The sequence below is a fragment of the Citrobacter sp. CF971 genome, from assembly GCF_006385635.1.
GTDB lineage: Bacteria > Pseudomonadota > Gammaproteobacteria > Enterobacterales > Enterobacteriaceae > Citrobacter > Citrobacter freundii.
In genome coordinates this window covers 4,155,552-4,179,051 of sequence record NZ_CP041051.1, presented here as the reverse complement: position 1 = coordinate 4,179,051, position 23,500 = coordinate 4,155,552, and the positions used below count along the sequence as shown (strand labels likewise).

The 23,500-nt window shown below is 52.1% G+C and carries 24 protein-coding genes; 15 read left to right on the top strand and 9 right to left on the bottom strand.

Annotated features, from left to right (window positions below):
- The first annotated feature begins 46 nt into the window (after positions 1-46).
- On the top strand, positions 47-2,218 hold the full coding sequence (locus E6P06_RS23710; protein ID WP_139935790.1) for a YgiQ family radical SAM protein: 2,172 nt from the start codon (positions 47-49) through the stop codon (positions 2,216-2,218).
- Between the two features lie 103 nt (positions 2,219-2,321).
- Here the strand turns inward: E6P06_RS23710 and E6P06_RS23705 are convergent, their stop codons facing one another.
- From E6P06_RS23705 to yqhD, 4 genes are all read right to left on the bottom strand, one after another.
- Positions 2,322-2,777 carry an HIT family protein gene (locus E6P06_RS23705; RefSeq protein ID WP_003024529.1) on the bottom strand — a complete coding sequence of 152 codons (456 nt, stop codon included), beginning with the start codon at positions 2,775-2,777 and terminating at the stop codon, positions 2,322-2,324.
- Between the two features lie 44 nt (positions 2,778-2,821).
- Complete coding sequence (locus E6P06_RS23700) at positions 2,822-4,276, bottom strand: DASS family sodium-coupled anion symporter (protein ID WP_016150982.1); 1,455 nt, start codon at positions 4,274-4,276, stop codon at positions 2,822-2,824.
- 188 nt (positions 4,277-4,464) lie between these two features.
- Positions 4,465-5,292, bottom strand: coding sequence for a 2,5-didehydrogluconate reductase DkgA (gene dkgA, locus E6P06_RS23695; protein WP_003024520.1), 828 nt, complete (start codon positions 5,290-5,292; stop codon positions 4,465-4,467).
- Positions 5,293-5,396: 104 nt separating this feature from the next.
- Positions 5,397-6,560, bottom strand: a complete 1,164-nt coding sequence (gene yqhD / locus E6P06_RS23690) for an alcohol dehydrogenase (protein WP_003838168.1) — start codon at positions 6,558-6,560, stop codon at positions 5,397-5,399.
- 194 nt (positions 6,561-6,754) lie between these two features.
- Between yqhD and E6P06_RS23685 the strand changes: the two genes are divergently transcribed.
- Positions 6,755-7,654: an AraC family transcriptional regulator gene (locus tag E6P06_RS23685; protein ID WP_003024513.1), complete on the top strand. Its 900-nt coding sequence runs from the start codon at positions 6,755-6,757 to the stop codon at positions 7,652-7,654.
- 73 nt (positions 7,655-7,727) lie between these two features.
- Here E6P06_RS23685 and yghB read toward each other — a convergent pair whose 3' ends face one another.
- Together yghB and metC are read right to left on the bottom strand one after the other, a co-directional pair.
- Complete coding sequence (gene yghB / locus E6P06_RS23680) at positions 7,728-8,387, bottom strand: DedA family general envelope maintenance protein YghB (protein ID WP_003024510.1); 660 nt, start codon at positions 8,385-8,387, stop codon at positions 7,728-7,730.
- 131 nt (positions 8,388-8,518) lie between these two features.
- On the bottom strand, positions 8,519-9,706 hold the full coding sequence (metC, locus tag E6P06_RS23675) for a cystathionine beta-lyase (RefSeq protein WP_003024509.1): 1,188 nt from the start codon (positions 9,704-9,706) through the stop codon (positions 8,519-8,521).
- 250 nt (positions 9,707-9,956) lie between these two features.
- Between metC and exbB the strand changes: the two genes are divergently transcribed.
- On the top strand, positions 9,957-10,691 hold the full coding sequence (exbB, locus tag E6P06_RS23670; protein WP_003024507.1) for a tol-pal system-associated acyl-CoA thioesterase: 735 nt from the start codon (positions 9,957-9,959) through the stop codon (positions 10,689-10,691).
- Between the two features lie 6 nt (positions 10,692-10,697).
- Entirely contained in the window at positions 10,698-11,123 is a 426-nt protein-coding gene (exbD, locus tag E6P06_RS23665) for a TonB system transport protein ExbD (RefSeq protein WP_003024505.1), read from the top strand.
- Between the two features lie 77 nt (positions 11,124-11,200).
- Here the strand turns inward: exbD and E6P06_RS23660 are convergent, their stop codons facing one another.
- Positions 11,201-11,608 (bottom strand): hypothetical protein, encoded by a 408-nt coding sequence (locus tag E6P06_RS23660; protein ID WP_003838178.1) that lies wholly within the window; start codon positions 11,606-11,608, stop codon positions 11,201-11,203.
- Between the two features lies 1 nt (position 11,609).
- Complete coding sequence (locus tag E6P06_RS23655) at positions 11,610-12,014, bottom strand: hypothetical protein (protein WP_003024501.1); 405 nt, start codon at positions 12,012-12,014, stop codon at positions 11,610-11,612.
- Between the two features lie 104 nt (positions 12,015-12,118).
- Between E6P06_RS23655 and E6P06_RS23650 the strand changes: the two genes are divergently transcribed.
- Positions 12,119-12,622, top strand: coding sequence for an ESA_00282 family adhesion-associated protein (locus E6P06_RS23650; protein WP_003024499.1), 504 nt, complete (start codon positions 12,119-12,121; stop codon positions 12,620-12,622).
- A 70-nt stretch (positions 12,623-12,692) separates the two neighbouring features.
- On the opposite strand, the gene E6P06_RS23645 is transcribed toward E6P06_RS23650, so the two are convergent.
- The gene (locus tag E6P06_RS23645) at positions 12,693-13,733 is read right to left on the bottom strand and encodes an aldo/keto reductase (protein WP_003024497.1); all 1,041 of its coding nucleotides are present in this window, start codon (positions 13,731-13,733) and stop codon (positions 12,693-12,695) included.
- Between the two features lie 155 nt (positions 13,734-13,888).
- On the opposite strand from E6P06_RS23645, the gene yghX reads away from it, so the two are divergent.
- The 10 genes from yghX to hypA all read left to right on the top strand — a co-directional run bounded on the left by yghX (position 13,889) and on the right by hypA (position 23,477).
- Positions 13,889-14,776, top strand: coding sequence for a YghX family hydrolase (yghX, locus tag E6P06_RS23640; RefSeq protein ID WP_071684655.1), 888 nt, complete (start codon positions 13,889-13,891; stop codon positions 14,774-14,776).
- Positions 14,777-14,991: 215 nt separating this feature from the next.
- Positions 14,992-16,632, top strand: coding sequence for a methyl-accepting chemotaxis protein (locus E6P06_RS23635; protein ID WP_139935789.1), 1,641 nt, complete (start codon positions 14,992-14,994; stop codon positions 16,630-16,632).
- 84 nt (positions 16,633-16,716) lie between these two features.
- Positions 16,717-17,004, top strand: coding sequence for a DUF2623 family protein (locus tag E6P06_RS23630; protein WP_003838189.1), 288 nt, complete (start codon positions 16,717-16,719; stop codon positions 17,002-17,004).
- A 188-nt stretch (positions 17,005-17,192) separates the two neighbouring features.
- Positions 17,193-18,311 (top strand): hydrogenase 2 small subunit, encoded by a 1,119-nt coding sequence (hybO, locus tag E6P06_RS23625; RefSeq protein WP_003024486.1) that lies wholly within the window; start codon positions 17,193-17,195, stop codon positions 18,309-18,311.
- 2 nt (positions 18,312-18,313) lie between these two features.
- A complete protein-coding gene (gene hybA / locus E6P06_RS23620; RefSeq protein ID WP_003828357.1) occupies positions 18,314-19,300 on the top strand; it encodes a hydrogenase 2 operon protein HybA in 987 nt (328 codons plus the stop codon).
- Positions 19,290-20,468, top strand: coding sequence for a Ni/Fe-hydrogenase cytochrome b subunit (hybB, locus tag E6P06_RS23615; RefSeq protein WP_003024479.1), 1,179 nt, complete (start codon positions 19,290-19,292; stop codon positions 20,466-20,468). The genes hybA and hybB overlap by 11 nt, the downstream gene beginning before the upstream one ends.
- Positions 20,465-22,168 carry a hydrogenase 2 large subunit gene (gene hybC, locus E6P06_RS23610; RefSeq protein ID WP_003024476.1) on the top strand — a complete coding sequence of 568 codons (1,704 nt, stop codon included), beginning with the start codon at positions 20,465-20,467 and terminating at the stop codon, positions 22,166-22,168. Before hybB ends, hybC begins: the two co-directional genes overlap by 4 nt.
- A complete protein-coding gene (locus E6P06_RS23605) occupies positions 22,168-22,662 on the top strand; it encodes a HyaD/HybD family hydrogenase maturation endopeptidase (protein ID WP_003024473.1) in 495 nt (164 codons plus the stop codon). Before hybC ends, E6P06_RS23605 begins: the two co-directional genes overlap by 1 nt.
- Positions 22,655-23,143, top strand: a complete 489-nt coding sequence (gene hybE / locus E6P06_RS23600; protein ID WP_003024465.1) for a hydrogenase-2 assembly chaperone — start codon at positions 22,655-22,657, stop codon at positions 23,141-23,143. Before E6P06_RS23605 ends, hybE begins: the two co-directional genes overlap by 8 nt.
- Positions 23,136-23,477, top strand: a complete 342-nt coding sequence (gene hypA / locus E6P06_RS23595; protein ID WP_003024462.1) for a hydrogenase maturation nickel metallochaperone HypA — start codon at positions 23,136-23,138, stop codon at positions 23,475-23,477. Before hybE ends, hypA begins: the two co-directional genes overlap by 8 nt.
- Positions 23,478-23,500: the final 23 nt, after the last annotated feature.

Genomic DNA, 23,500 nt, shown 5'->3' with positions numbered 1-23,500 from the left:
ATAATCCCCGGCCTTTGATTATTTTTTTACCATTTTTGGAAGCATTATGAGCGCAATATCCCTGATCCAGCCGGACAGAGACCTTTTCTCCTGGCCGCAGTACTGGGCTGCCTGTTTTGGCCCGGCACCGTTTTTGCCGATGTCACGCGACGAAATGGACCAACTAGGCTGGGATAGCTGCGACATCATTCTGGTTACCGGCGATGCATACGTCGATCATCCCAGCTTTGGCATGGCAATATGCGGCCGTATGCTGGAAGCGCAGGGCTTTCGTGTAGGGATTATCGCCCAGCCGGAGTGGAACAACAAAGACGATTTTATGCGTTTGGGTAAACCGAACCTGTTCTTTGGTGTGACCGCAGGCAACATGGACTCGATGATCAACCGTTATACCGCCGATCGCCGACTGCGCCATGACGATGCATACACACCAGACAACGTAGCAGGTAAACGCCCGGACCGCGCCACGCTGGTCTATACCCAGCGTTGTAAAGAAGCATGGAAAGATGTGCCGGTTATTCTCGGCGGCATTGAGGCCAGCCTGCGCCGTACCGCGCACTATGACTACTGGTCTGATACCGTTCGTCGCTCTGTTCTGGTGGATTCCAAAGCCGACATGCTGATGTTCGGCAACGGCGAACGTCCGCTGGTAGAAGTGGCGCATCGTCTGGCGATGGGCGAAACCATCGATCAGATCCGCGACGTGCGTAACACCGCGATTATGGTTAAAGAAGCGCTGCCGGGCTGGAGTGGGGTGGATTCCACGCGTCTCGACACGCCGGGCAAGATTGATCCGATCCCGCATCCGTACGGCGAAGATCTGCCGTGTGCCGACAACAAACCGGTCGCCCCGAAAAAGCAGGAAGCGAAAGCGGTAACCGTACAGCCGCCGCGTCCGAAACCGTGGGAAAAAACCTACGTGCTGCTGCCGTCCTTTGAAAAAGTGAAGGGCGATAAAGTGCTGTATGCGCATGCGTCGCGTATCCTGCACCACGAAACCAACCCTGGCTGCGCGCGTGCGCTGATGCAAAAGCACGGCGATCGCTACATCTGGATCAACCCGCCAGCTATTCCGCTGTCTACCGAAGAGATGGATAGCGTCTTTGCGCTGCCGTACAAGCGCGTGCCGCACCCGGCGTATGGCGACAGCCGCATTCCGGCCTATGAGATGATCCGTTTCTCGATCAACATTATGCGTGGCTGCTTTGGCGGCTGTTCGTTCTGTTCGATCACCGAGCACGAAGGCCGCATCATCCAGAGCCGCTCTGAAGACTCGATCATCAATGAAATCGAAGCCATTCGCGACACCGTTCCGGGCTTTACCGGCGTGATTTCCGACCTCGGCGGCCCAACGGCGAACATGTATATGCTGCGCTGTAAGTCACCGCGTGCGGAGCAGACCTGCCGTCGTCTGTCATGCGTCTACCCGGATATCTGTCCGCATATGGATACCAACCACGAACCGACGATTAACCTTTATCGCCGGGCGCGTGATTTGAAAGGCATTAAAAAGATCCTCATTGCTTCCGGTGTGCGCTATGACATCGCGGTTGAAGATCCGCGCTATATCAAAGAACTGGCGACCCACCACGTTGGCGGCTATCTGAAGATTGCGCCAGAGCATACTGAAGAAGGCCCGCTGTCGAAGATGATGAAGCCGGGGATGGGCAGCTACGATCGCTTTAAGGAGTTGTTCGATACCTACTCTAAACAGGCGGGTAAAGAGCAGTACCTGATCCCGTACTTCATCTCCGCGCACCCGGGTACGCGTGACGAGGATATGGTGAATCTGGCGCTGTGGCTGAAACAACGTCGTTTCCGTCTGGATCAGGTGCAGAACTTTTATCCATCGCCGCTGGCGAACTCCACAACCATGTATTACACCGGGAAAAACCCGCTGGGTAAAATTGGTTATAAGAGTGAAGACGTGGTGGTGCCGAAAGGTGATAAGCAGCGCCGTTTGCATAAAGCCCTGCTGCGTTACCACGATCCAGCTAACTGGCCGTTAATCCGCCAGGCGCTGGAAGACATGGGTAAAAAGCATCTGATCGGCGGTCGTCGTGAATGTCTGGTTCCGGCGCCTACGCTGGAAGAGATGCGCGAAGCACGTCGCCAGAATCGTCATACCCGTCCGGCCTTGACCAAGCACACCCCGGTGGCGCACCAGCGCCAGACCCCTGCCGTAAACAAAAAACGCGGGAAAGTAGCGGGACGTTAATTTGCTTTGCCCGGTGGTGAAATGCTTATCAGGCCTACGAGCAGCACAGTTTTGTAGGCCGGATAAGGTGCTTGCACCGCCATCCGGCAGAAGTGCTCAGTATTTATGCCTCACGAATTCTGGCCGCTAATGCGGCCAGTTTTGCATCATCCGCCCGTTCATGATCGTGTGATGACAGATACCCTTCATATTGCTCGAAAAATTTGGTCTGCCGCGACTCAATCGGTTTCCAGTGAGTTAGATCGCCAGTGCCGTGCATGGGGCTTAATTTGCTGTGCACATGGTCTACGCCGAAACCTTCGAAGAACATCCCCGTACGACTGACATCCGGGAAAGCCTTATCCAGTTTCTTAGCCACTTTTTGGGTTGCCATCATCAGGTCAGCCAACGCCTGCGGCGGCATATCGAAGGCATAGCTGGGGTAATGCTTTTTCGGGATCACCACGGTAAAACCGTCGGTGTTCGGGAAAATCGACAGAAAAGCCAGATGGTGCTCGTCTTCCCAGACCTTATGGCAGGGTGCTTTACCTTCAACAATTTGACAGAAAATACAGGTCATTCCTTTTCTCCGCAGGTAAGGTGATTCGTCAGGGCGCAGTTAGTTTAGTACAGACCCAACACCTTCCACCACATCAGACCTACGGTGATAAACACCGCCTGGTTAAACAAGCTAATGATAAATCCTGTGCGCCACCAGACGCCCGTTGGAACGTACCCGGCACCAAACAGGATTGGACCGCGAGCGTGGGTGTACTGGGTGAGCGAGCAGTACAAACTGCTGGTGAAGGCCAGCATTAACGCCGTGGGGGCTGCGGGGATATTCAGATGCAGTCCGACGCCGAGGAAAACGGCGTACAGCGCGGCAATCTGTGCATTACCGCTGGCAAAAAAGTAGTGGGTATAGAAGTAGGCGGCATTCAGCAGCAACAGGACGATCACCCAACTGGTACCGTGCATAGTACTGCTCAGGCTATCGCCGATCAGATTGCCAAACCAGGTAGTGAAACCTAGTTTTTTCAGCTGGTTCGCCATCATCAGCAGTGCGGCAAACCAAATCAGCGTGTCCCATGCGCCTTTCTCGCTTTTCACATCTTCCCAGCTCAGAACGCCGCTTAGCAATAAAATGGACAGTCCCACGAACGAGGCTGTAGTGGCGTCGACGCCTAACGTATCGCCAAAAATCCACAGCACCAGCAGTACGCCGACGGTAACCAGCATCAGCCATTCGCCGCGAGACATACTGCCCATTTCAGCCAGCTCTTTGCGCGCCAGGTTCGGGGCATCTGGCGTGTGCTTTATTTCCGGGCGCACGATCCAGTAGACCAGCAGTGGAACCAGCAGTAAGGACACAAGGCATGGCAGCAGCGCCGCCATAAACCAGCTGCCCCAGGTCAGCGTGACGCCCGCATTGGCCGCCAACTTCACCGCCAACAGGTTGCCGGTATAACCGGTCATAAAGAGCGCGGCGGTGACGTCGTTGACGTTGCCAATGCAGGTGATAAGAAAGGTACCGATTTTACTGCGGGACTCATCTTCCGGGTTCGAATGGAAACTGCGTGCCAGAGAGTCGGCAATCGGATAGATGACGCCGCCGCAGCGTGCTGTATTACTCGGCATTGCCGGGGAGAGGATCAGATCGGCAAAAGCCAGACCATAGGCGAGTCCCAGCGTGCGCTTGCCGAGCAGACGGATCATCTGCAGCGCAATGCGTCGTCCGAGGCCAGTTTTGATAAAACCGCGGGCAATCATAAAAGCCACGACGATAAGCCAGATAAGTGAACTGTTCAGTTCGCTTAGCGCTGTGGTGATAGCGCCGCTGGCGGTTTTATCCCCGGCCGCATAGGCGAGTGCAAAAACCGTAATCCCAATAATGCCGACCGCGCCGATGGGTAAAACTTTTGCCACGATAGAAGCAATCGTCGCAACGAAGATAATTGCCGAATGCCAGGCTGGCGCACTTAACCCGGATGGAGGGGTAAGTTGCCACAGCCCGGCAGAAATGAATGTTATAAGAATTAATGGGAGCCATTTGACTCCGCTACCTTTTTTCTCAGTCACGGTTACGCACCCATGGATATGGTGAATACATTCATCAAATAAATATATTTATTTGATAATTAACAGGTTATGTTGCGCAATGCTGCTCCAGTGACTGCAAGAAATACAACAATATATGTGCGTGAATTGTTTCCTGATATTTCAAATCAGTAAAGGCCCGACGAGAGTGTCGGGCTGGAGGGAAGGGGTTAACCGCCGAACTGGTCCGGGTCTGGCCCCAGACGCTTGCCCTGATCGAGTTTCGCGATTTCGCCTAATTCATCTTTATCCAGGCGGAAGTCCCAGACGTTAAAGTTTTCTGCGATACGCGCAGGGGTGACCGATTTCGGAATCACCACCAGGCCGCTATCCAGATGCCAGCGGATGACAATCTGCGCCGGTGATTTGCCATATTTCTCTGCGAGGTCACGGATTATCTTTTGATCGAAGACGTCTTTGCCGCCCTGCGCCAGCGGGCTCCAGGATTCGGTCTGGATTTTATGTGTGGCGTTCCAGGCGTGCAGCTGGCGCTGCTGCATGAGCGGGTGAAGTTCTATCTGATTAATCACCGGAGGTACGCCGGTTTCATCCATCAGCCGCTGGAGATGGTTGATCTGAAAGTTGCACACGCCGATGCTCTTAATCAGCCCTTCTTTTTGCAGGTCGATCATGTTTTCCCACGCTTCAACGTAGTGGTCGATCGCCGGAACTGGCCAGTGCATCAGGTACAGATCGAGGTAATCAAGCTGGAGTTTCTCCATGCTTTCGAGCAAGGCTTCCCGGGGGCGTTTCTGGTCATCATTCCACAGCTTGGTGGTAATGAATAACTCTTCCCGTGGCACGCCTGCGTCACGTATTGCTTTGCCGACACCTTCTTCATTTTTGTACGCTGCCGCGGTATCAATTGAACGATACCCCACTTCCAGCGCTTTATGAATGGCAGTGATGACTTCTTCGTTGCTTGCCTTCCAGACCCCCAGGCCCAGTTGCGGCATGACGTTACCATCCTGTAGTTTGATAATGGTTGGAGTGGTCATAATTCCTCCCCTTAATGACTGTCACCGGAACATACTCCGGTGACATAGGTGTGACTTAAGTCTGGTATAAATACCCAAAAACGAAAGGCGGAGGTTAAAAAACCTTAGCGGGCAGCTTCGTAAATCCGACGGCTGACCTCAAGCGTAATGTCCTGATGTTCGCCCAGTTTCGTACCGCCATGCGCTTGCAGTTTTTCCAGCAGCGCCGGGATGGAGCTACCGTCCAGACCGTAGTCAGACAGGCGAGTCGGTACGCCCATTTGTTCGAAGAAAGCGCGGGTTGCGGCAATGGCGGCGTCGATGCGCTGGTCATCGCTTCCTTCGGTGATATTCCAGATACGCTCTGCGTATTGCAGCAGTTTGGCACGCTTGGTATCACGTTTTTCATTCCACAGCGCTGGCAGAACGATGGCCAGTGTTTGAGCATGATCCAGACCGTGCATTGCAGTCAGTTCATGGCCCAGCATATGCGTTGCCCAGTCCTGCGGTACCCCTGCGCCAATCAGACCGTTCAGCGCCTGGGTTGCCGCCCACATGACGTTCGCACGCACGTTGTAGTTTTCCGGTTCCTGCAAGGCTTTCGGACCTTCTTCTACCAGTGTGAGCAGAATGCCTTCGGCAAAGCGATCCTGAATTTTCCCGTCGACCGGATAAGTCACATACTGCTCAACGGTATGAACGAACGCATCCACGACGCCGTTTGCAACCTGACGTGGCGGCAGGGTGTAGGTGTAAACCGGATCCAGTACGGCAAATACTGGCTGTACAAACGGGGTCATAAAGGCCAGTTTATCGCCGGTGGTTTTACGCGAAATTACCGCGCCGGAGTTAGATTCAGAGCCGGTTGCAGGCAGGGTTAATACGGAGCCCATCGGGATGGCGCTTGTTACGTCGTTGCCGTGGGTTTCCAGAATACGCCATGGATCGATGCCGTCAGCGTACTGTGCAGCAGCCGCGATGAATTTGGTGCCGTCCAGCACGGAACCGCCGCCTACTGCCAGCAGAAACGTCACTTTCTCATCACGCACGATTTTTACCGCGTTCATCAGCGTTTCATAAGACGGGTTTGGCTCGATACCGCCAAACTCCAGCACGTCCAGGCCTTTCAGCGCGTCCTGAACCTGTGCCAGGACACCTGTTTTTTTCACGCTGCCGCCACCGTAAGTAACCAGCACGCGAGCGTCCTGAGGAATTTGATCGCGCAGCTCAGCAATCGCGCCTTTACCAAACAAAATACGTGTTGGGGTATGGAGATTAAAGTTGTTCATTGCTCGTTCCCTTTGGTGGGTAATGAAAGAGGGCAGGAGAGTGTCTGCCGGATGATGAACATTGTGGTCGCCCGCCGCGCTGCTCTCAATGCTCATTTCTGCCGATGTCTTGCCCATTTCTACAGACTGCTGGAGAAAACGGATAAATCTGCGCATTATGTCAGGGTCGAAAAACGATAATGAAATGGTGCCCCATGAACCGTGATGAGATCTGCCTTCTGCTGACAGATAAAATTAAGCATCTGAAAAACAATGAAAATAAACTTAACGAACTGCTGCCAGATGTCCGCCTGCTACACGGTACGGAGCCGGCGGCGCGTACACCAGTCATGTATCAGCCAGGCATCATATTTCTCTTTTCGGGACATAAAATTGGTTACATTAATGAGCGCGTATTTCGCTATGACGCCAACGAATACCTGCTGCTAACCGTACCTTTACCCTTCGAATGTGAAACGTATGCGACGCCGGAGGTTCCTCTGGCCGGTATTTACCTGAATGTCGATATCCTGCAATTGCAGGAGCTGTTGATGGACATTGGGGAAGACGAGCTGTTCCAGCCCGCTATGGCTGCCAGTGGGATTAACTCCGCGACGCTCTCAGACGAAATTCTCTGTGCTGCTGAGCGCCTGCTGGATGTGATGGAGCGACCGCTGGATGCGCGCATTCTGGGGAAACAGATCATTCGCGAAATCCTCTACCATGTGCTGACCGGGCCGCGCGGTGGCGCGTTACTTGCGCTGGTAAGTCGCCAGACGCATTTCAGTTTGATAAGCCGGGTACTCAAGCGGATTGAAACCAAATACACCGAAAACCTCAATGTAGAACAGCTGGCGGCAGAGGCGAACATGAGCGTATCGGCGTTTCATCATAATTTTAAAGCGGTGACAAGTACCTCGCCGCTGCAATATCTGAAGAGCTATCGCCTGCATAAAGCACGGATGATGATGATCCACGATGGAATGAAGGCCAGTGCGGCTGCAATGCGCGTCGGCTATGAGAGCGCATCGCAATTCAGTCGGGAGTTCAAACGTTTCTTTGGCGTAACGCCGGGGGAAGATGCGGCAAGAATTCGTATGATGCAGGGGAGTTGATTTCCTGTCGGCTTTAAAGCTAGCTGTGCGCCATCAATGAAATGCCGGAGTGACTCCGGCATACGGATAATACTCAGGCGCTACAGTATTTTTTTTTAATTACCACGAACAGCGTTCCCAACAGACCTGCGGTTAACAGGGCAATCGGCAGGATCATTAAAAAGGTCATCACCTGATCTTCATGACGTTTGACGAATGGGATCATACTCAGCGCATAGCCGAAACTGGTAACGACGGTGACCCACAGCAGTCCGCTCAGCCAGTTAAAAAACTGGAACCGACGGTTAGGAAGCCCTGAAATGCCCGCCATCGTTGGCAGCAAGGTACGGACGAACGCCAGGAAACGCCCGGCAAGCAGCGCCATCAACCCGTGTTGGTCAAACATGCAGGTAGCGCGTTGATGGTATTTTTCAGGTAATTGCGCCAGCCAGCCTTTCACCGTGCGCGTGTTGCCCAGCCAGCGTCCCTGAATGTAGCTCAGCCAGCAGCCCAGACTGGCTGCGGCAGTCAGAATAGCTATGGTAGGTAAAAAACTCATCACGTCCTGAGCGATCAGCGCTCCTGCCAGTAATAACAGGCTGTCTCCGGGTAAAAAGGAGGCGGGCAGAAGGCCATTTTCTAAAAACAGTGTGGCGAACATGACGAAGTACACCACGCTCACAACGTGCGGATCCGCCAGTGCGGCAAAATCGTGTTGCCAGAGCGCGGAGACAATATCTTGAATGACTACCATGGACTTTCCTGTGGAACAGCGTTTATATGTGGATTGTACTCCTGAATTGCCCGGGATGCCTTGATCCCGGACGCAACAATTGCAGACTTTTCCACCAGAAGTGTCTGCATATATGTCCATCTGTGGCAATTTTACTCGATTCGGGCAAATCCTGCGGCCAAATCGGCAATCAGATCGTCAACATTCTCTAAACCAATATGTAAACGGATGAGCGTTCCGCTGAAGTCAACCTCGCCTTGCGGACGGATTGCCGCAATGTGTTCTGGCTGGTTGGCGAGAATCAGCGACTCAAAACCGCCCCAGGAGTAGGCCATGCTGAACAGGCTGAAGTGATCCAGATACGCGGCCAGCTCCTCATTATTGAGTTTCTTATTCAATACAAAGGAGAACAGGCCGCTGCTGCCGGTGAAATCACGCTTCCAGAATTCATGCCCTTTACTGCCGGGCAGTGCCGGGTGGTTCACGCGGGCGACCTGCGGATGGCTGGCCAGCCACTCGGCGACCTTTAAGCTGCTTTCATGGTGCTGACGCAGGCGTACACTCAGCGTACGCAGCCCACGGCTGGTCATATAGGCGGTATCGGCGTCCAGCATTTGCCCCATCAGATACGCATTTTCGCGAAGTTGATCCCAGCAGCGGGCGTTAGAGACCGCCGTGCCGACCATGCCGTCGGAATGGCCAATCAGATATTTGGTGCCTGCCTGAATAGAAATATCGATACCAAAATCCAGCGCTTTGAACAGCACCCCGGCAGCCCAGGTGTTATCAATCATGATGATTGCGTCAGGTGCTACGCTTCTGACGGCGGCAACAATAGCCGGAACATCATGCACTTCCATGGTGACAGAACCGGGCGACTCCAGAAATACGACTTTGGTGTTCGGCTGCATGTGCTTCACAATATCGGCGCCAATCAGCGGATCGAACCAGCCGGTGGACACGCCAAGCTTGCCGAGAATTTTGGTGCAGAAATCCTGACTGGGTTCATAGGCGGTATTGGTCATCAGCACATGATCGCCTTGCTCCACAAAAGCGAGGATGGTGTTGGCAACGGCAGCCGCACCGCAAGGGAACAAGGCGCAACCCGCGCCGCCTTCCAATTCGCACATCGCTTCCTGCAGAGAGAAATGCGTCAGGGTTCCGCGACGTCCATAGAAAAGCGCACCGTTGGCACGGTTGTGTGTGGCCTGCTTTTTGGCCTCCACGGTGTCAAACACCAGCGAAGAAGCGCGCTGGATCACGCTATTTACCGAGCCCAGCGTGTATTTTTTACTGCGTCCTGCGTGAACGAGCTTGGTTTCAAGTTGCTTATCTGCCATGTTGTCTTACCTGTTTTTATACGTCTGGATGTCTAAACTACCATGAATCAAAGATGACGCATCCTGCAGAACGGTCATACAGTAGAAAATAATCTCAAAATGCTTCTGGTGACTTTTTTACTGCGTAAGCGCAAGGAAAAGAAACCAAAGGTGCGGCAATATGTAAATAGTAATGAGAACGACTATCAATTCGACGTCTTTTTGATATCATTACGCTCAGATTTTGTGATTTGCGTCCTGGAGATACAGAGTGGGTAATAATTTGATGCAGACGGATCTTTCCGTCTGGGGTATGTATCAGCACGCCGATATCGTGGTTAAGTGCGTGATGATTGGGCTGATTTTGGCGTCAGTGGTCACCTGGGCTATCTTCTTTAGTAAGAGCCTTGAGTTCTTTACTCAGAAACGCCGCCTTAAGCGTGAACAGCAACTGCTGGCGGAAGCCCGCTCTTTAGATCAGGCAAGTGAGATTGCCGCAGGATTCGATGGCAAAAGCCTGGGCGCACAGTTGATTAACGAAGCGCAAAACGAGCTGGAACTGTCAGAAGGCAGTGACGATAACGAAGGCATTAAAGAGCGTACCGGCTTCCGTCTGGAGCGTCGTGTGGCGGCGGTAGGTCGTCATATGGGACGTGGTAACGGATACCTGGCCACCATCGGGGCTATCTCTCCATTCGTCGGTCTGTTCGGTACCGTATGGGGCATCATGAATAGCTTCATCGGGATTGCACAAACTCAAACGACCAACCTGGCCGTTGTTGCGCCGGGTATCGCAGAAGCGCTGTTAGCGACCGCAATTGGTCTGGTCGCAGCAATTCCAGCGGTTGTTATCTACAACATTTTCGCACGTCAGATTGGCAGCTATAAAGCGATGCTGGGTGACGTCGCGGCACAGGTGCTGTTACTGCAAAGTCGCGATCTGGACCTGAACGCAAGCGCATCCGCGCATCCGGTACGTGCAGCGCAGAAATTACGTGTAGGATAATGTTCCATGGCAATGAGCTTTAATGAAAACCTGGACGATAACGGTGAAATGCATGAAATCAACGTGACGCCGTTTATCGACGTTATGTTGGTTTTATTGATCATTTTTATGGTGGCCGCACCGTTAGCAACGGTGGATGTGAAAGTGAATCTTCCTGCCTCCACCAGCACGCCGCAGCCGCGTCCGGAAAAACCGGTTTACCTGTCTGTTAAAGCCGATAAAAGTATGTTTATTGGCAACAATCAGGTGACGGATGACACCATGATTAGCGAGTTAAATGCACTGACAGATGGGAAGAAAGACACCACCATTTTCTTCCGGGCAGATAAAACCGTTGATTATGAAACCATGATGAAGGTTATGGATACGCTGCATCAGGCGGGCTTCCTGAAGATTGGTCTGGTTGGCGAAGAGACTGTGAAAGCGAAGTAATCCTCCTCATTGCCGGGTAATGGTTGCCGCCTTACCCGGCGTGCATCTCCTGATTCAACTCTCTCGCATACCTGTTCTTATCTGTTCTCGTCTAACGCGACCGTGGTTATCCTGGTGGGTTCGTAGTTCCCTTCAGACAGCTTTCGTGTCAGGCGTAAGGTGGCCGTTTCCCGCGCGAGTATATGCTGGTAGGTGCTTTCCAGTCGGGCCATGATTTTGTCCCGCAGTTCTGGTTGCTGCTCCATAATGGCTTCGATCGCGGCACCGTAGATCTCTTCTTTAGCCTGTAGCGTGTAAATTTCACGCCGATTTTGCCATTTCATCCGCACCAGTGCAGCGGGAATAGAGACTATCTCCTGAGCAACGCTTTCCAGCGTCGCGTTTTTATTGGCAATTAACACGGCTAGATTTTGCTTTAAGACAAACTCATCGCTTTTATGGTTGTCTAAAGCCAAATAAACATTGTTATCCTCAACATCTTTCATTTTATTTCTCTTCCAGAGAATAAAAAATAGGGTCGCTGGTTTCACGCGTAATTAAATTAAGCCAAATTTTGTTGCCCTGTTCATTTATGATGGCTGTTTTTTGAGTCAAAATTTTACTTAATTCTTGGGCGTTAATATCGCCTTCTGCTTGTAGTGAATTGAGAAGGCGAGAGAATGACTCAATTTTTGCTGCACGAAACAGACGCTCTTTTAAATGACGGTCGCACTCTTCAAATAGCATATTTCGTGATTGACCGGTAGCCGTTGAGCTAATCAAAATATCAGATTCGTAATCGCTTAATGTTCTCTTTCCCTGAGTCAAATTTTCACTATTATCTACGGGATTGGTATTGGTAGCGGGGCTGGATAAGTGAAAGTGCGAGGGAACAAGATGCTCGGGAAGCATGTTGAAATATCCTTTGATGCCAATGATATGTTGTTTTAAATAAACCAGGCCGCGTTGACAATAGCATGGCGTAATTTTAAAATCAAAAAAAATGGAGCCAGTATATGAACAGTATATTTTATTCTGTTATTACCCTGCTATTGCTGACCTGCGGGGTACTTTTGTTAATGCGCAGTGCAAATAAAAACCGACATGCCGAAAATGGGCACTCTGAAAACCAGCCGGAAATGCTGAGTAAAGAAGAAGGCGAGGACCATTTCTCGGTATTGATGAATTCGATTACGCCGGTCTGGTATTGGCGCGTTAATCACGAATATATCGATTTTATCCACTCCACGATCAAGCGGATGACAATGGTGGAGTTGAATGAGACACCTGGATTATTTGATGCGCAGCGGCGTTGTAGCGATCTCAACTCTGCGGTGTATAAATATTACGACAATATTAAAAAGCGCTGTTTGAGCGGTGAGAAGGTCCCGCATGCCGACCTGGACGTGCTCAACCTGCGTCAGTGTTTCAGGGAGTTCAGTCTGGAGGCTTATCCCGCGCTTGTCGCGCTGGTGTGGCCGGAGTATCAACGCCCGGAGATCAAAGCGGAAGAGGTGTGAAGGGGACTGTTTGGCCCGTATTACGTGCCGGGGAGGCTAACGCTGTCACCCGGCACGATGTTACATACGGCTATTTGTCAGATGAGGCCTGCCACAGGTTCAGCTTACCGTCCGCGACGTGCTTATCGATCTGCGCCAGTTCTTCGGTGCTGAACGTCAGGTTCGCCAACGCCTGAACGTTTTCCTCCAGTTGCTCCGGTCGACTGGCGCCAATTAATACCGAAGTCACCCGGTTGTCTTTTAGCAGCCAGCTTAAGGCCATTTGTGCCATCGACTGTCCACGCTGTTGCGCCATCTCATTGAGCAACCGCAGGCTGTTAAGATTTTCTTCCGTCAGCATATTTTCCGTCAGCCCACGAACTTTTTTCCCTTCACGCTGCATGCGTGAACCTTCCGGAATGCCGTTGAGGTATTTCCCCGTCAGCAGTCCCTGAGCCAGTGGCGTAAAGGCGATGCAGCCCATGCCATTGGATTCCAGCGTATCCAGCAGGCCGCTGCTGTCTACCCAGCGGTTAAGCAGGTTGTAAGACGGTTGGTGGATCAGCAGGGGAATTTTCCATTCCCGCATCAGCTCGGCCATTTTCTGCGTACGCTCTGGCGAATAGGATGAGATGCCGACATACAGCGCTTTGCCGCTCTGTACGGCGTGGGCCAGGGCTGAGGCGGTCTCTTCCATTGGCGTATTTTCGTCGACGCGGTGCGAGTAGAAGATATCGACATAGTCGAGGCCCATGCGTTTCAGGCTCTGATCGAGGCTGGCGAGCAGGTATTTGCGCGAACCGCCAGAACCGTATGGCCCTGGCCACATGTCATAGCCTGCCTTGGTGGAGATAATCAGTTCATCGCGATAGTGTGCAAAATCCTCGCGCAGTAATCGGCCAAAATTCTCTTCTGCGCTGCCTGGTGGCGGCCCATAGTTATTGGCTAAATCAAAATGCGTGATGCCTAAATCAAATGCTTTACGCAACAGGGCTCGCTGTGAATCCAGCGCCTGAACGTGCCCAAAACTGTGCCATAAACCCAGCGATAGAGCGGGTAAGCGCAAACCGCTGCGCCCACAGTAGCGATAGAGCATCTGTTCGTAACGTTCAGGATTGGCAAACCAGGCCATGAGATCTCCTTAGTGCAGGTGAATTTCGAAACAACGTTTCTATTCTAGCGGGTTCACGGTGAATATCCCGTTCACCAGGTCACACTGAGATGAAAAACTGGGCAAAAACAGGTCACTGTGCTTTGCTTAAAAAAACATCAATCAGGAGTGCGACGATGCCGCGTTTGACTGCCAAAGATTTTCCGCAAGAACTGCTCGACTACTATGACTATTACGCTCATGGCAAAATAACGAAACGCGAGTTTCTCAATATGGCAGCGAAATATGCAGTGGGTGGCATGACGGCATTGGCCTTATTCAATTTATTGAAACCCAACTACGCTCTCGCAATGCAGGTAGAATTTACCGATCCCGATATTCTGGCGGAATATATTACCTATCCCTCGCCTGAAGGTCATGGTGATGTGCGGGGGTATTTGGTTAAACCAACGAAGGTGACGCGGAAAGTTCCGGCGGTGGTGGTAGTGCATGAGAATCGTGGGCTGAATCCGTATATTGAAGATGTGGCGCGACGGGTGGCGAAGGCGGGCTTTATGGCACTCGCGCCTGATGGGTTAAGTTCGGTAGGGGGATACCCAGGCAATGATGATAAAGGTCGGGAATTGCAGCAGCAGGTTGACCCCGTAAAGTTAATGAACGACTTTTTTGCCGCCATTGAATTTATGCAGCATTATTCAGGGTCGACGGGAAAGGTAGGTATCACCGGATTTTGCTATGGTGGTGGTGTGTCGAATGCCGCAGCTGTGGCTTTCCCTGAACTGGCCTGCGCGGTGCCTTTTTATGGGCGTCAGGTTCCTGCATCAGATGTCCCTAAAATAAGCGCGCCTTTATTACTGCACTATGCGCAATTAGATACCCGAATTAATGAGGGATGGCCTGCATATGAAGCGGCGCTAAAGGCGAATAAGAAAGTCTATGAAGCATATATCTACCCCGGTGTTAATCATGGCTTTCACAATGATTCTACCCCTCGTTATGATAAAGCTACCGCTGAATTAGCCTGGGAACGTACCCTTGCGTGGTTTGATAAATATTTGCGATAGAAAACAATAGATTATTTAATGCTTTTAATTAATTACCTGAATAATAATGCTACCTAATTTCATTAGCATTCATATTGATATAGGGTGGAGAGATAGTGGATGTACTTAAGAAAGTAAAAAAATAAAGAACGCATTATATCTTCTCTACTGCCTGCCGATAACAAGGATAAGTATCGCCTGATGGCGAATTCCTCATCAACGGCAAGGAAATTATTATGCGTTTGCTGAAAAACTTCACTATTCGTATTGTCATGTTGGCAATACTGGGACTTTTCTGCCTGCTCTGGTCGGGCGTGGGTTTATTCAGTCTTCATTCGTTATCAAAAATATCTGAAGGCAATGATATTGACCGTCATCTCGTCCATCAGATGACGGTTCTCAGCCAGGGTAACGATCAGTATTTTCGTTTTGTGACGCGGTTAAGTCGCGCAATGGATGTCAAAATGAGCGGCGGAACACCGGATTTTGCGCCAGCGCAACAGTCCCTGGAGAATATGAGTAAAAAACTCCAGGAGATGAAAACATTGTCTCCAGGCCCCATGGATCCGGAAGTTGCCTCGGCGGTACTGACGAAGTGGCAGGCGCTGCTGGACAATGGCGTGATCCCGCAAATGCAGTTGGCAAAGCAGGGCACGCTCACGGCCTTTGCGGAACATGCCAGTACCGTTACGCCAGCGTTGAGCCGTGAATTTGGCGCCAGTGCCGAGCGTTTTAACGCCACGGCAGGAGAGCGGCTTGATACCACCCGCGTGATGGTCGATGGCAAAACGTCTATCATCCGAACGTTAATTATTACTGCTGTTATCCTCGGTATTGCCCTACTGTTCTTTACCGACCGTTACCTCGTCGCCATGATGGTGAAACCTCTGGGACGCATCCGTCAGCAGTTCCAGCAGATTGCGCAGGGCGATCTCAGCCATCCCATTGAAGATTTTGGTCGTAACTGTGTGGGTCAACTGGTGCCGTTACTGTGCGCGATGCAGGACAGCCTGCGCGAAGCCGTCAGTACCATCCGTTCAGGTAGTGACAACATCTGGCGAGGGGCGACGGAAATTTCCACCGGTAATAACGATCTCTCCTCACGTACTGAAGAGCAGGCCGCGGCGCTGGAAGAGACCGCTGCCAGCATGGAGCAACTGACCGCAACGGTAAAACTGAACGCTGAAAATGCGCGTGAAGCCAGCCAGCTTGCCGATACGGCCACAGAAACGGCAGGTAAAGGGAGCACGCTGGTTTCAGAAGTGGTTGAGACGATGGATGGTATTGCCGCCAGCTCTAAACAGATCGCGGAAATCACGTCAGTTATTAATAGTATTGCTTTCCAGACCAATATTCTGGCGCTGAACGCCGCAGTTGAAGCTGCCAGGGCAGGCGAGCAGGGGCGCGGTTTTGCCGTCGTTGCCGGTGAAGTACGCAACCTTGCCAGTCGCAGCGCCGGAGCGGCGAAAGAGATTGAGACGCTAATTGGCGAGTCATCGCGTCGTGTCGACCAGGGGGCTCGTCTGGTTAAAGAAACGGGATTAACCATGGAGGCAATTCTGCGCGGTGCCACCGAAGTGACGGTCATCATGAAGCAAATTGCCTCAGCCTCGGAAGAACAGAATAAGGGCATCTCGCAGGTGAGCGTGGCGATCACGCAGATGGACAGCGTAACGCAACAGAACGCTGCATTGGTAGAGCAAGTCTCCGCCGCTGCCGTGGCGTTGGAAAGACAAACAGAGGAACTGCAACGCTCGGTGCAACAGTTCCGCCTCTCAGCGAATGATGTGCAATACGCCGCTGCTAATACTGCTTCCCCTTCAGCAGACAACAAAACGTCTGCGGCAGCTAAAACGGATGAATGGGTGTCCTTTTAAGCTGGCATAAAAAGTTCGTGATACCTCTGGTCTTTGCTCAAAAAATCGCTATATAATTTATTATATAGCGATTGGAGGTTATGCATGGACAACCATTTTGGAAAAGGCCTGATGGCCGGATTAAACGCCTCAAGTGCGGACAGCGCACGCTCAGTGGCGAATTTTTGTGCGGATTATAAGCGTGGTTTTGTGTTGGGATTTTCACATCGCATGTTTGAAAAAACGGGCGATCGACAGCTTAGCGCGTGGGAAGCGGGCATCCTCACGCGTCGCTATGGACTGGATAAAGAGATGGTTATGGATTTCTTTAGAGAGAATCAATCCAGTACAACAATTCGTTTTTTCATGGCTGGCTATCGACTCGAAGCTTGATCCGAAAGGGGTATTATCTTGCTTTAATTAATTACACTATTGACCTACGCCTTCGTTTTGTTGCTCCGTCGAAGTATTATAATGCACATAACCATATAAAAAGTGTGGTAATGGCGCGCCGATCGCAATATGCAACATGCGAATGGTGCAAAATAAAAGCCAGGTCTTCGCAACGGAATAACTATAAAATGACTGGAGATAACTCTCTCATCAATTCGAGCGGCATTAATCGCCGTGATTTCATGAAGCTTTGTGCAGCACTGGCCGCTACCATGGGGCTCAGTAGCAAAGCCGCCGCAGAAATGGCCGAATCAGTTTCTCGTCCTCAGCGCCCACCGGTTATCTGGATTGGTGCCCAGGAGTGTACGGGTTGTACTGAATCGCTGCTTCGCGCGACACACCCTACAGTGGAAAACCTCGTTCTGGAGACAATCTCTCTGGAATACCATGAGGTGCTCTCTGCCGCCTTCGGCCATCAGGTTGAAGAGAACAAACATAACGCTCTGGAGAAGTACAAAGGGCAATATGTTCTGGTAGTAGATGGTTCTATCCCACTGAAAGATAATGGTATTTACTGCATGGTTGCCGGTGAGCCGATCGTGGATCACATCCGCCGGGCCGCAGAGGGCGCAGCCGCTATCATTGCCATCGGCTCTTGTGCTGCGTGGGGTGGTGTTGCTGCCGCTGGCGTTAACCCAACGGGTGCCGTCGGCCTGCAAGAAGTTCTGCCAGGCAAAACCATCATCAACATCCCCGGCTGTCCGCCGAACCCGCATAACTTCCTCGCAACGGTCGCCCATATCATCACTTACGGTAAGCCGCCGAAGCTGGATACCAAAAACCGTCCGACATTCGCCTATGGCCGTTTGATTCACGAGCACTGCGAACGTCGCCCGCACTTCGATGCAGGCCGTTTTGCGAAAGAGTTTGGCGATGAAGGCCACCGTGAAGGTTGGTGCCTCTACCATCTGGGCTGTAAAGGGCCAGAAACCTACGGCAACTGTTCAACGCTGCAATTCTGCGACGTTGGCGGCGTGTGGCCGGTGGCTATTGGTCACCCTTGCTACGGCTGCAACGAAGAAGGCGTCGGTTTCCATAAAGGTATTCACCAGCTTGCTCATGTGGAAAACCAAACGCCGCGTTCCGAGAAGCCTGACGTCAATATGAAAGAAGGCGGTAATGTATCTGCCGGAGCGATTGGACTGCTGGGTGGCGTAGTAGGACTGGTTGCCGGCGTCAGCGTGATGGCGGTACGTGAACTGGGGCGTCAGCAAAAGAAAGATAACGCTGACTCACGGGGAGAATAACCGTGAACAGACGTAACTTTATTAAAGCAGCCTCCAGCGGGGCATTGCTGTTGGGCGCAGCGCCGTCCATCAGTCATGCGGCTGCAGAAAACCGTCCGCCGATCCCGGGTTCTCTTGGGATGCTCTATGACTCGACGCTGTGCGTAGGCTGCCAGGCCTGTGTCACCAAGTGTCAGGATATCAACTTCCCGGCCCGTAACCCGGAAGGCGAGCAAACCTGGTCGAACAACGACAAACTGTCTCCGTATACCAATAACATCATCCAGGTGTGGCGTAGCGGAACAGGCGTGAACAAAGACCAGGAAGAAAATGGCTACGCATACATCAAGAAACAGTGCATGCACTGTGTTGATCCGAACTGCGTTTCCGTTTGCCCGGTCTCCGCGCTGAAGAAAGATCCGAAAACCGGCATCGTCCATTATGACAAAGACGTCTGCACGGGCTGTCGTTACTGCATGGTCGCCTGCCCGTACAACGTGCCTAAGTACGACTACAACAACCCGTTTGGTGCGCTTCACAAATGTGAACTGTGTAACCAGAAAGGCGTTGAGCGTCTGGACAAAGGCGGTTTGCCGGGTTGTGTTGAAGTGTGCCCAGCCGGTGCGGTGATTTTTGGTACCCGTGAAGAGTTGATGGCTGAGGCGAAAAAACGTCTCGCGCTGAAGCCTGGCAGCGAATACCACTATCCGCGTCAAACGGTGAAAGCAGGCGATACCTATCTGCATACGGTACCGAAGTACTACCCACACCTGTACGGTGAGAAAGAAGGTGGTGGTACGCAGGTTATGGTGCTGACGGGTGTTCCTTACGAGGATTTGGATCTGCCGAAGCTGGATGATCTTTCAACTGGTGCGCGTTCCGAACATGTTCAACATTCCCTGTACAAGGGCATGATATTACCCCTGGCTGCGCTGGCGGGCTTAACCGTGCTGGTTCGTCGTAACACGAAAAACGACCATCACGATGGAGGAGACGATCATGAGTCATGATCCTAAACCGCTGGGCGGAAAAATAATCAGCAAACCGGTCATTATTTTTGGGCCGCTTATCGTCCTGTGTATGCTCCTGATCGTGAAACGTCTGGTCTTCGGATTGGGCTCAGTCTCCGATCTGAACGGCGGTTTCCCATGGGGTGTATGGATCGCGTTTGACCTGTTGATTGGTACTGGCTTTGCGTGCGGCGGTTGGGCGCTGGCGTGGGCGGTGTATGTTTTCAACAGAGGACAATACCATCCGCTGGTACGTCCGGCGCTGTTGGCGAGCCTGTTTGGCTACTCGCTGGGTGGTCTGTCAATCACCATCGACGTCGGTCGTTACTGGAACCTGCCGTATTTCTACATTCCGGGTCACTTCAACGTGAATTCGGTACTGTTCGAAACGGCGGTCTGTATGACCATCTATATCGGCATCATGGCGCTGGAATTTGCTCCGGCTCTGTTTGAACGTCTGGGGTGGAAAGTTTCTCTCAAGCGTTTGAATAAAGTGATGTTCTTTGTTATTGCCCTCGGCGCGCTGCTGCCAACCATGCACCAGTCTTCAATGGGTTCATTGATGATTTCTGCGGGTTATAAGGTGCATCCGCTTTGGCAAGCTTATGAAATGTTGCCGCTTTTCTCGGTATTAACCGCCTTTATTATGGGCTTCTCGATCGTCATCTTTGAAGGCTCACTGGTACAAGCGGGTCTGAAAGGTAACGGTCCGGACGAGAAAAGTTTGTTCATCAAGCTGACGAACACCATCAGCGTGCTGCTGGCGATTTTCGTGGTTCTGCGCTTTGGCGAACTGATCTATCGCGACAAGCTGTCGTATGCGTTTGCAGGCGATTTCTACTCAGCCATGTTCTGGCTTGAGGTCGTGCTGATGGTCTTCCCGCTGGTGGTGCTGCGCGTCACTAAGCTGCGTAATGACTCGCGCATGCTGTATCTGTCTGCGCTGAGCGCATTGCTGGGTTGTGCAACATGGCGTCTGTCCTATTCGCTGGTGGCGTTCAATCCTGGTGGTGGCTACCACTACTTCCCGACCTGGGAAGAACTGTTGATTTCTATTGGTTTTGTGGCTATTGAGATTTGTGCATACATCGTACTCATTCGTCTACTGCCGATACTTCCTCCTTTAAAACAAAACGATCAAAATCGTCATGAGGCGAGCAAAGCATGAGCCAGAGAATTACTATTGATCCGGTAACCCGTATTGAGGGTCATTTACGCATCGACTGCGAAATCGAAAATGGCGTGGTATCTAAAGCATGGGCTTCCGGTACCATGTGGCGCGGCATGGAAGAGATCGTGAAAAACCGCGATCCGCGCGATGCCTGGATGATTGTGCAGCGTATCTGTGGCGTTTGTACGACCACTCACGCTATCTCTTCCGTTCGTGCAGCAGAAAGTGCGCTGAATATTGATGTTCCGGTGAACGCACAGTATATCCGTAACATCATTCTGGCCGCGCACACCACGCATGACCATATTGTTCACTTCTATCAGCTGTCTGCGCTGGACTGGGTGGATATCACCTCTGCCCTGAAAGCTGACCCAGCGAAAGCATCTGCCATGCTGAACGGCGTGTCCTCCTGGCACCTGAACAGCGCAGAAGAGTTCACCAAGGTTCAGAACAAGATCAAAGATCTTGTTGCCAGCGGTCAGTTAGGCATTTTTGCTAACGGTTGCTGGGGGCACCCGGCAATGCAGCTGCCGCCGGAAGTGAACCTGATTGCGGTCGCTCACTATCTGCAGGCGCTGGAATGCCAGCGTGATGCCAACCGCGTTGTGGCGCTGTTGGGCGGTAAAACGCCGCACATCCAGAACCTGGCGGTAGGTGGGGTTGCTAACCCGATTAACCTCGACGGTCTTGGCGTGCTGAACCTTGAACGGCTGATGTACATCAAGTCATTCATTGATAAGCTGAGCGACTTCGTTGAGCAGGTTTACAAGGTTGATACCGCGGTCATTGCTGCGTTCTACCCTGAATGGCTGGAACGTGGTCAGGGCGCGGTTAACTACCTGAGCGCGCCGGAATTCCCGACTGACGGTAAAAACGGCAGCTTCCTGTTCCCGGGTGGTTACATTACTAATGAAGATCTGTCGACCTATCGTCCGATCACCTCTCACTCCGATGAGTACCTGATCAAAGGGATTCAGGAGAGCGCGAAACACGCGTGGTACAAAGACGAAGCGCCGCAGGCTCCGTGGGAAGGTACAACGGTTCCTGATTACACCGGTTGGTCAGATGACGGCAAGTACTCCTGGGTTAAAGCACCGACCTTCTACGGTAAAACGGTTGAAGTGGGTCCGCTGGCCAACATGCTGTGTAAACTGGCGGCCAAACGCGAGTCTACTCATGCCAAGCTGAATGAAATCATCGCGATTTACACCAAGCTGACCGGTAAAACTATCGAAGTGTCTCAGCTGCACTCTACGCTGGGTCGTATTATTGGCCGTACCGTTCACTGCTGTGAACTGCAGAATGTTCTGCAGGATCAGTACAACGCGCTGATCGTGAACATCGGTAAAGGCGACCATACCACCTTCGTGAAACCGGATATTCCGGCAACGGGCGAATTCAAAGGTGTTGGTTTCCTCGAAGCGCCGCGCGGTATGCTGTCTCACTGGATGGTGATTAAAGATGGCATTATCAGCAACTACCAGGCGGTTGTACCGTCAACCTGGAACTCTGGCCCACGTAACTTTAATGATGAAGTGGGACCGTATGAGCGCTCGCTGGTAGGTACGCCGATTGCCGATCCAAACAAACCGCTGGAAGTGGTTCGTACCATTCACTCCTTCGATCCTTGTATGTCATGTGCGGTGCATGTGGTGGACGTTGACGGGAACGAAGTGGTCTCAGTTAAGGTTCTGTAATGCGGATATTAGTCTTAGGGGTCGGCAATATTTTGCTGACCGACGAAGCCATCGGAGTACGTATCGTTGAGGCATTAGAGCAACGGTACATCCTGCCAGACTTTGTTGATGTTCTGGACGGTGGTACGGCTGGGATGGAGCTTCTCGGCGATATGGCGAACAGAGATCATCTGATCATTGCTGACGCCATTGTGTCGAAGAAAAACACGCCAGGAACGATGATGGTCCTGCGGGATGAAGAGATCCCGGCGCTGTTTACCAACAAAATCTCACCGCACCAGCTTGGCCTGGCCGACGTTTTGTCGGCTCTGCGTTTCACCGGCGAGTTTCCGAAAAAGCTGACGTTAGTCGGCATTATTCCGGAATCACTGGAGCCGCATATCGGGCTAACGCCAACGGTCGAAGCGATGATTGAACCTGCACTTGAGCAGGTTCTTGCTGCGCTTCGCGAATCAGGTGTTGAAGCGATCCCTCGGGAGGCGGCTCATGTCTGAGGAGTTTGTCGGTTTTCAGACGGCCCCGAAGATGCAGATTCAGGCAGCGTTTGAAGAGGTTGCCCGGCGTTCGATGCACGATCTCTCTTTCTTGCATCCGAATATGCCGGTATATGTCTCTGATTTTACGCTGTTTGAAGGGCAGTGGACGGGGTGTGTTATCACACCCTGGATGCTCAGCGCACTGATTTTCCCTGGACCAGACCAGGTCTGGCCGGTACGTAAAGTCAGCGAAAAAATCGGGCTGCGTCTGCCGTATGGCGAGATGACCTTTACCGTTGGTGAACTGGAGGGCGTATCACAATACCTTTCCTGTTCACTGATGTCGCCGCTTTCGCACAGCATGTCTGCGCAAGAAGGTGTGCGCCTGACTGACGATTGTGCGCGAATGCTGTTATCGCTGCCGGTGAGCGATCCTAATGCGCCGCAGCTCAATCGCCGCGCGCTGCTGCTGGGTCGTCGGAACTGCGAAAATGCATGAGCTGTCCCTTTGTCAGAGCGCGGTTGAGATTGTTCAACAGCAGGCAGAGCAGCACGGTGTCAAACGTGTAACCGGCGTTTGGCTGGAAATTGGGGCGCTCTCCTGTGTTGAAGAGAGCGCCGTGCGTTTCAGTTTCGACATCGTCTGTCAGGGGACGCTGGCGCAAGGGTGTGAGCTGCATATTGATTACAAGCCAGCCCAGGCATGGTGCTGGGATTGCAGTCAGGTTGTGGAAATCACCCAGCATGATGCGCAGTGTCCACATTGTCAGGGGGATCGTCTGCGAGTTGATGCGGGCGATTCACTGAAAGTGAAAAGTATTGAAGTCGAATAACCCATAGGTTGCTATGGGGCGGA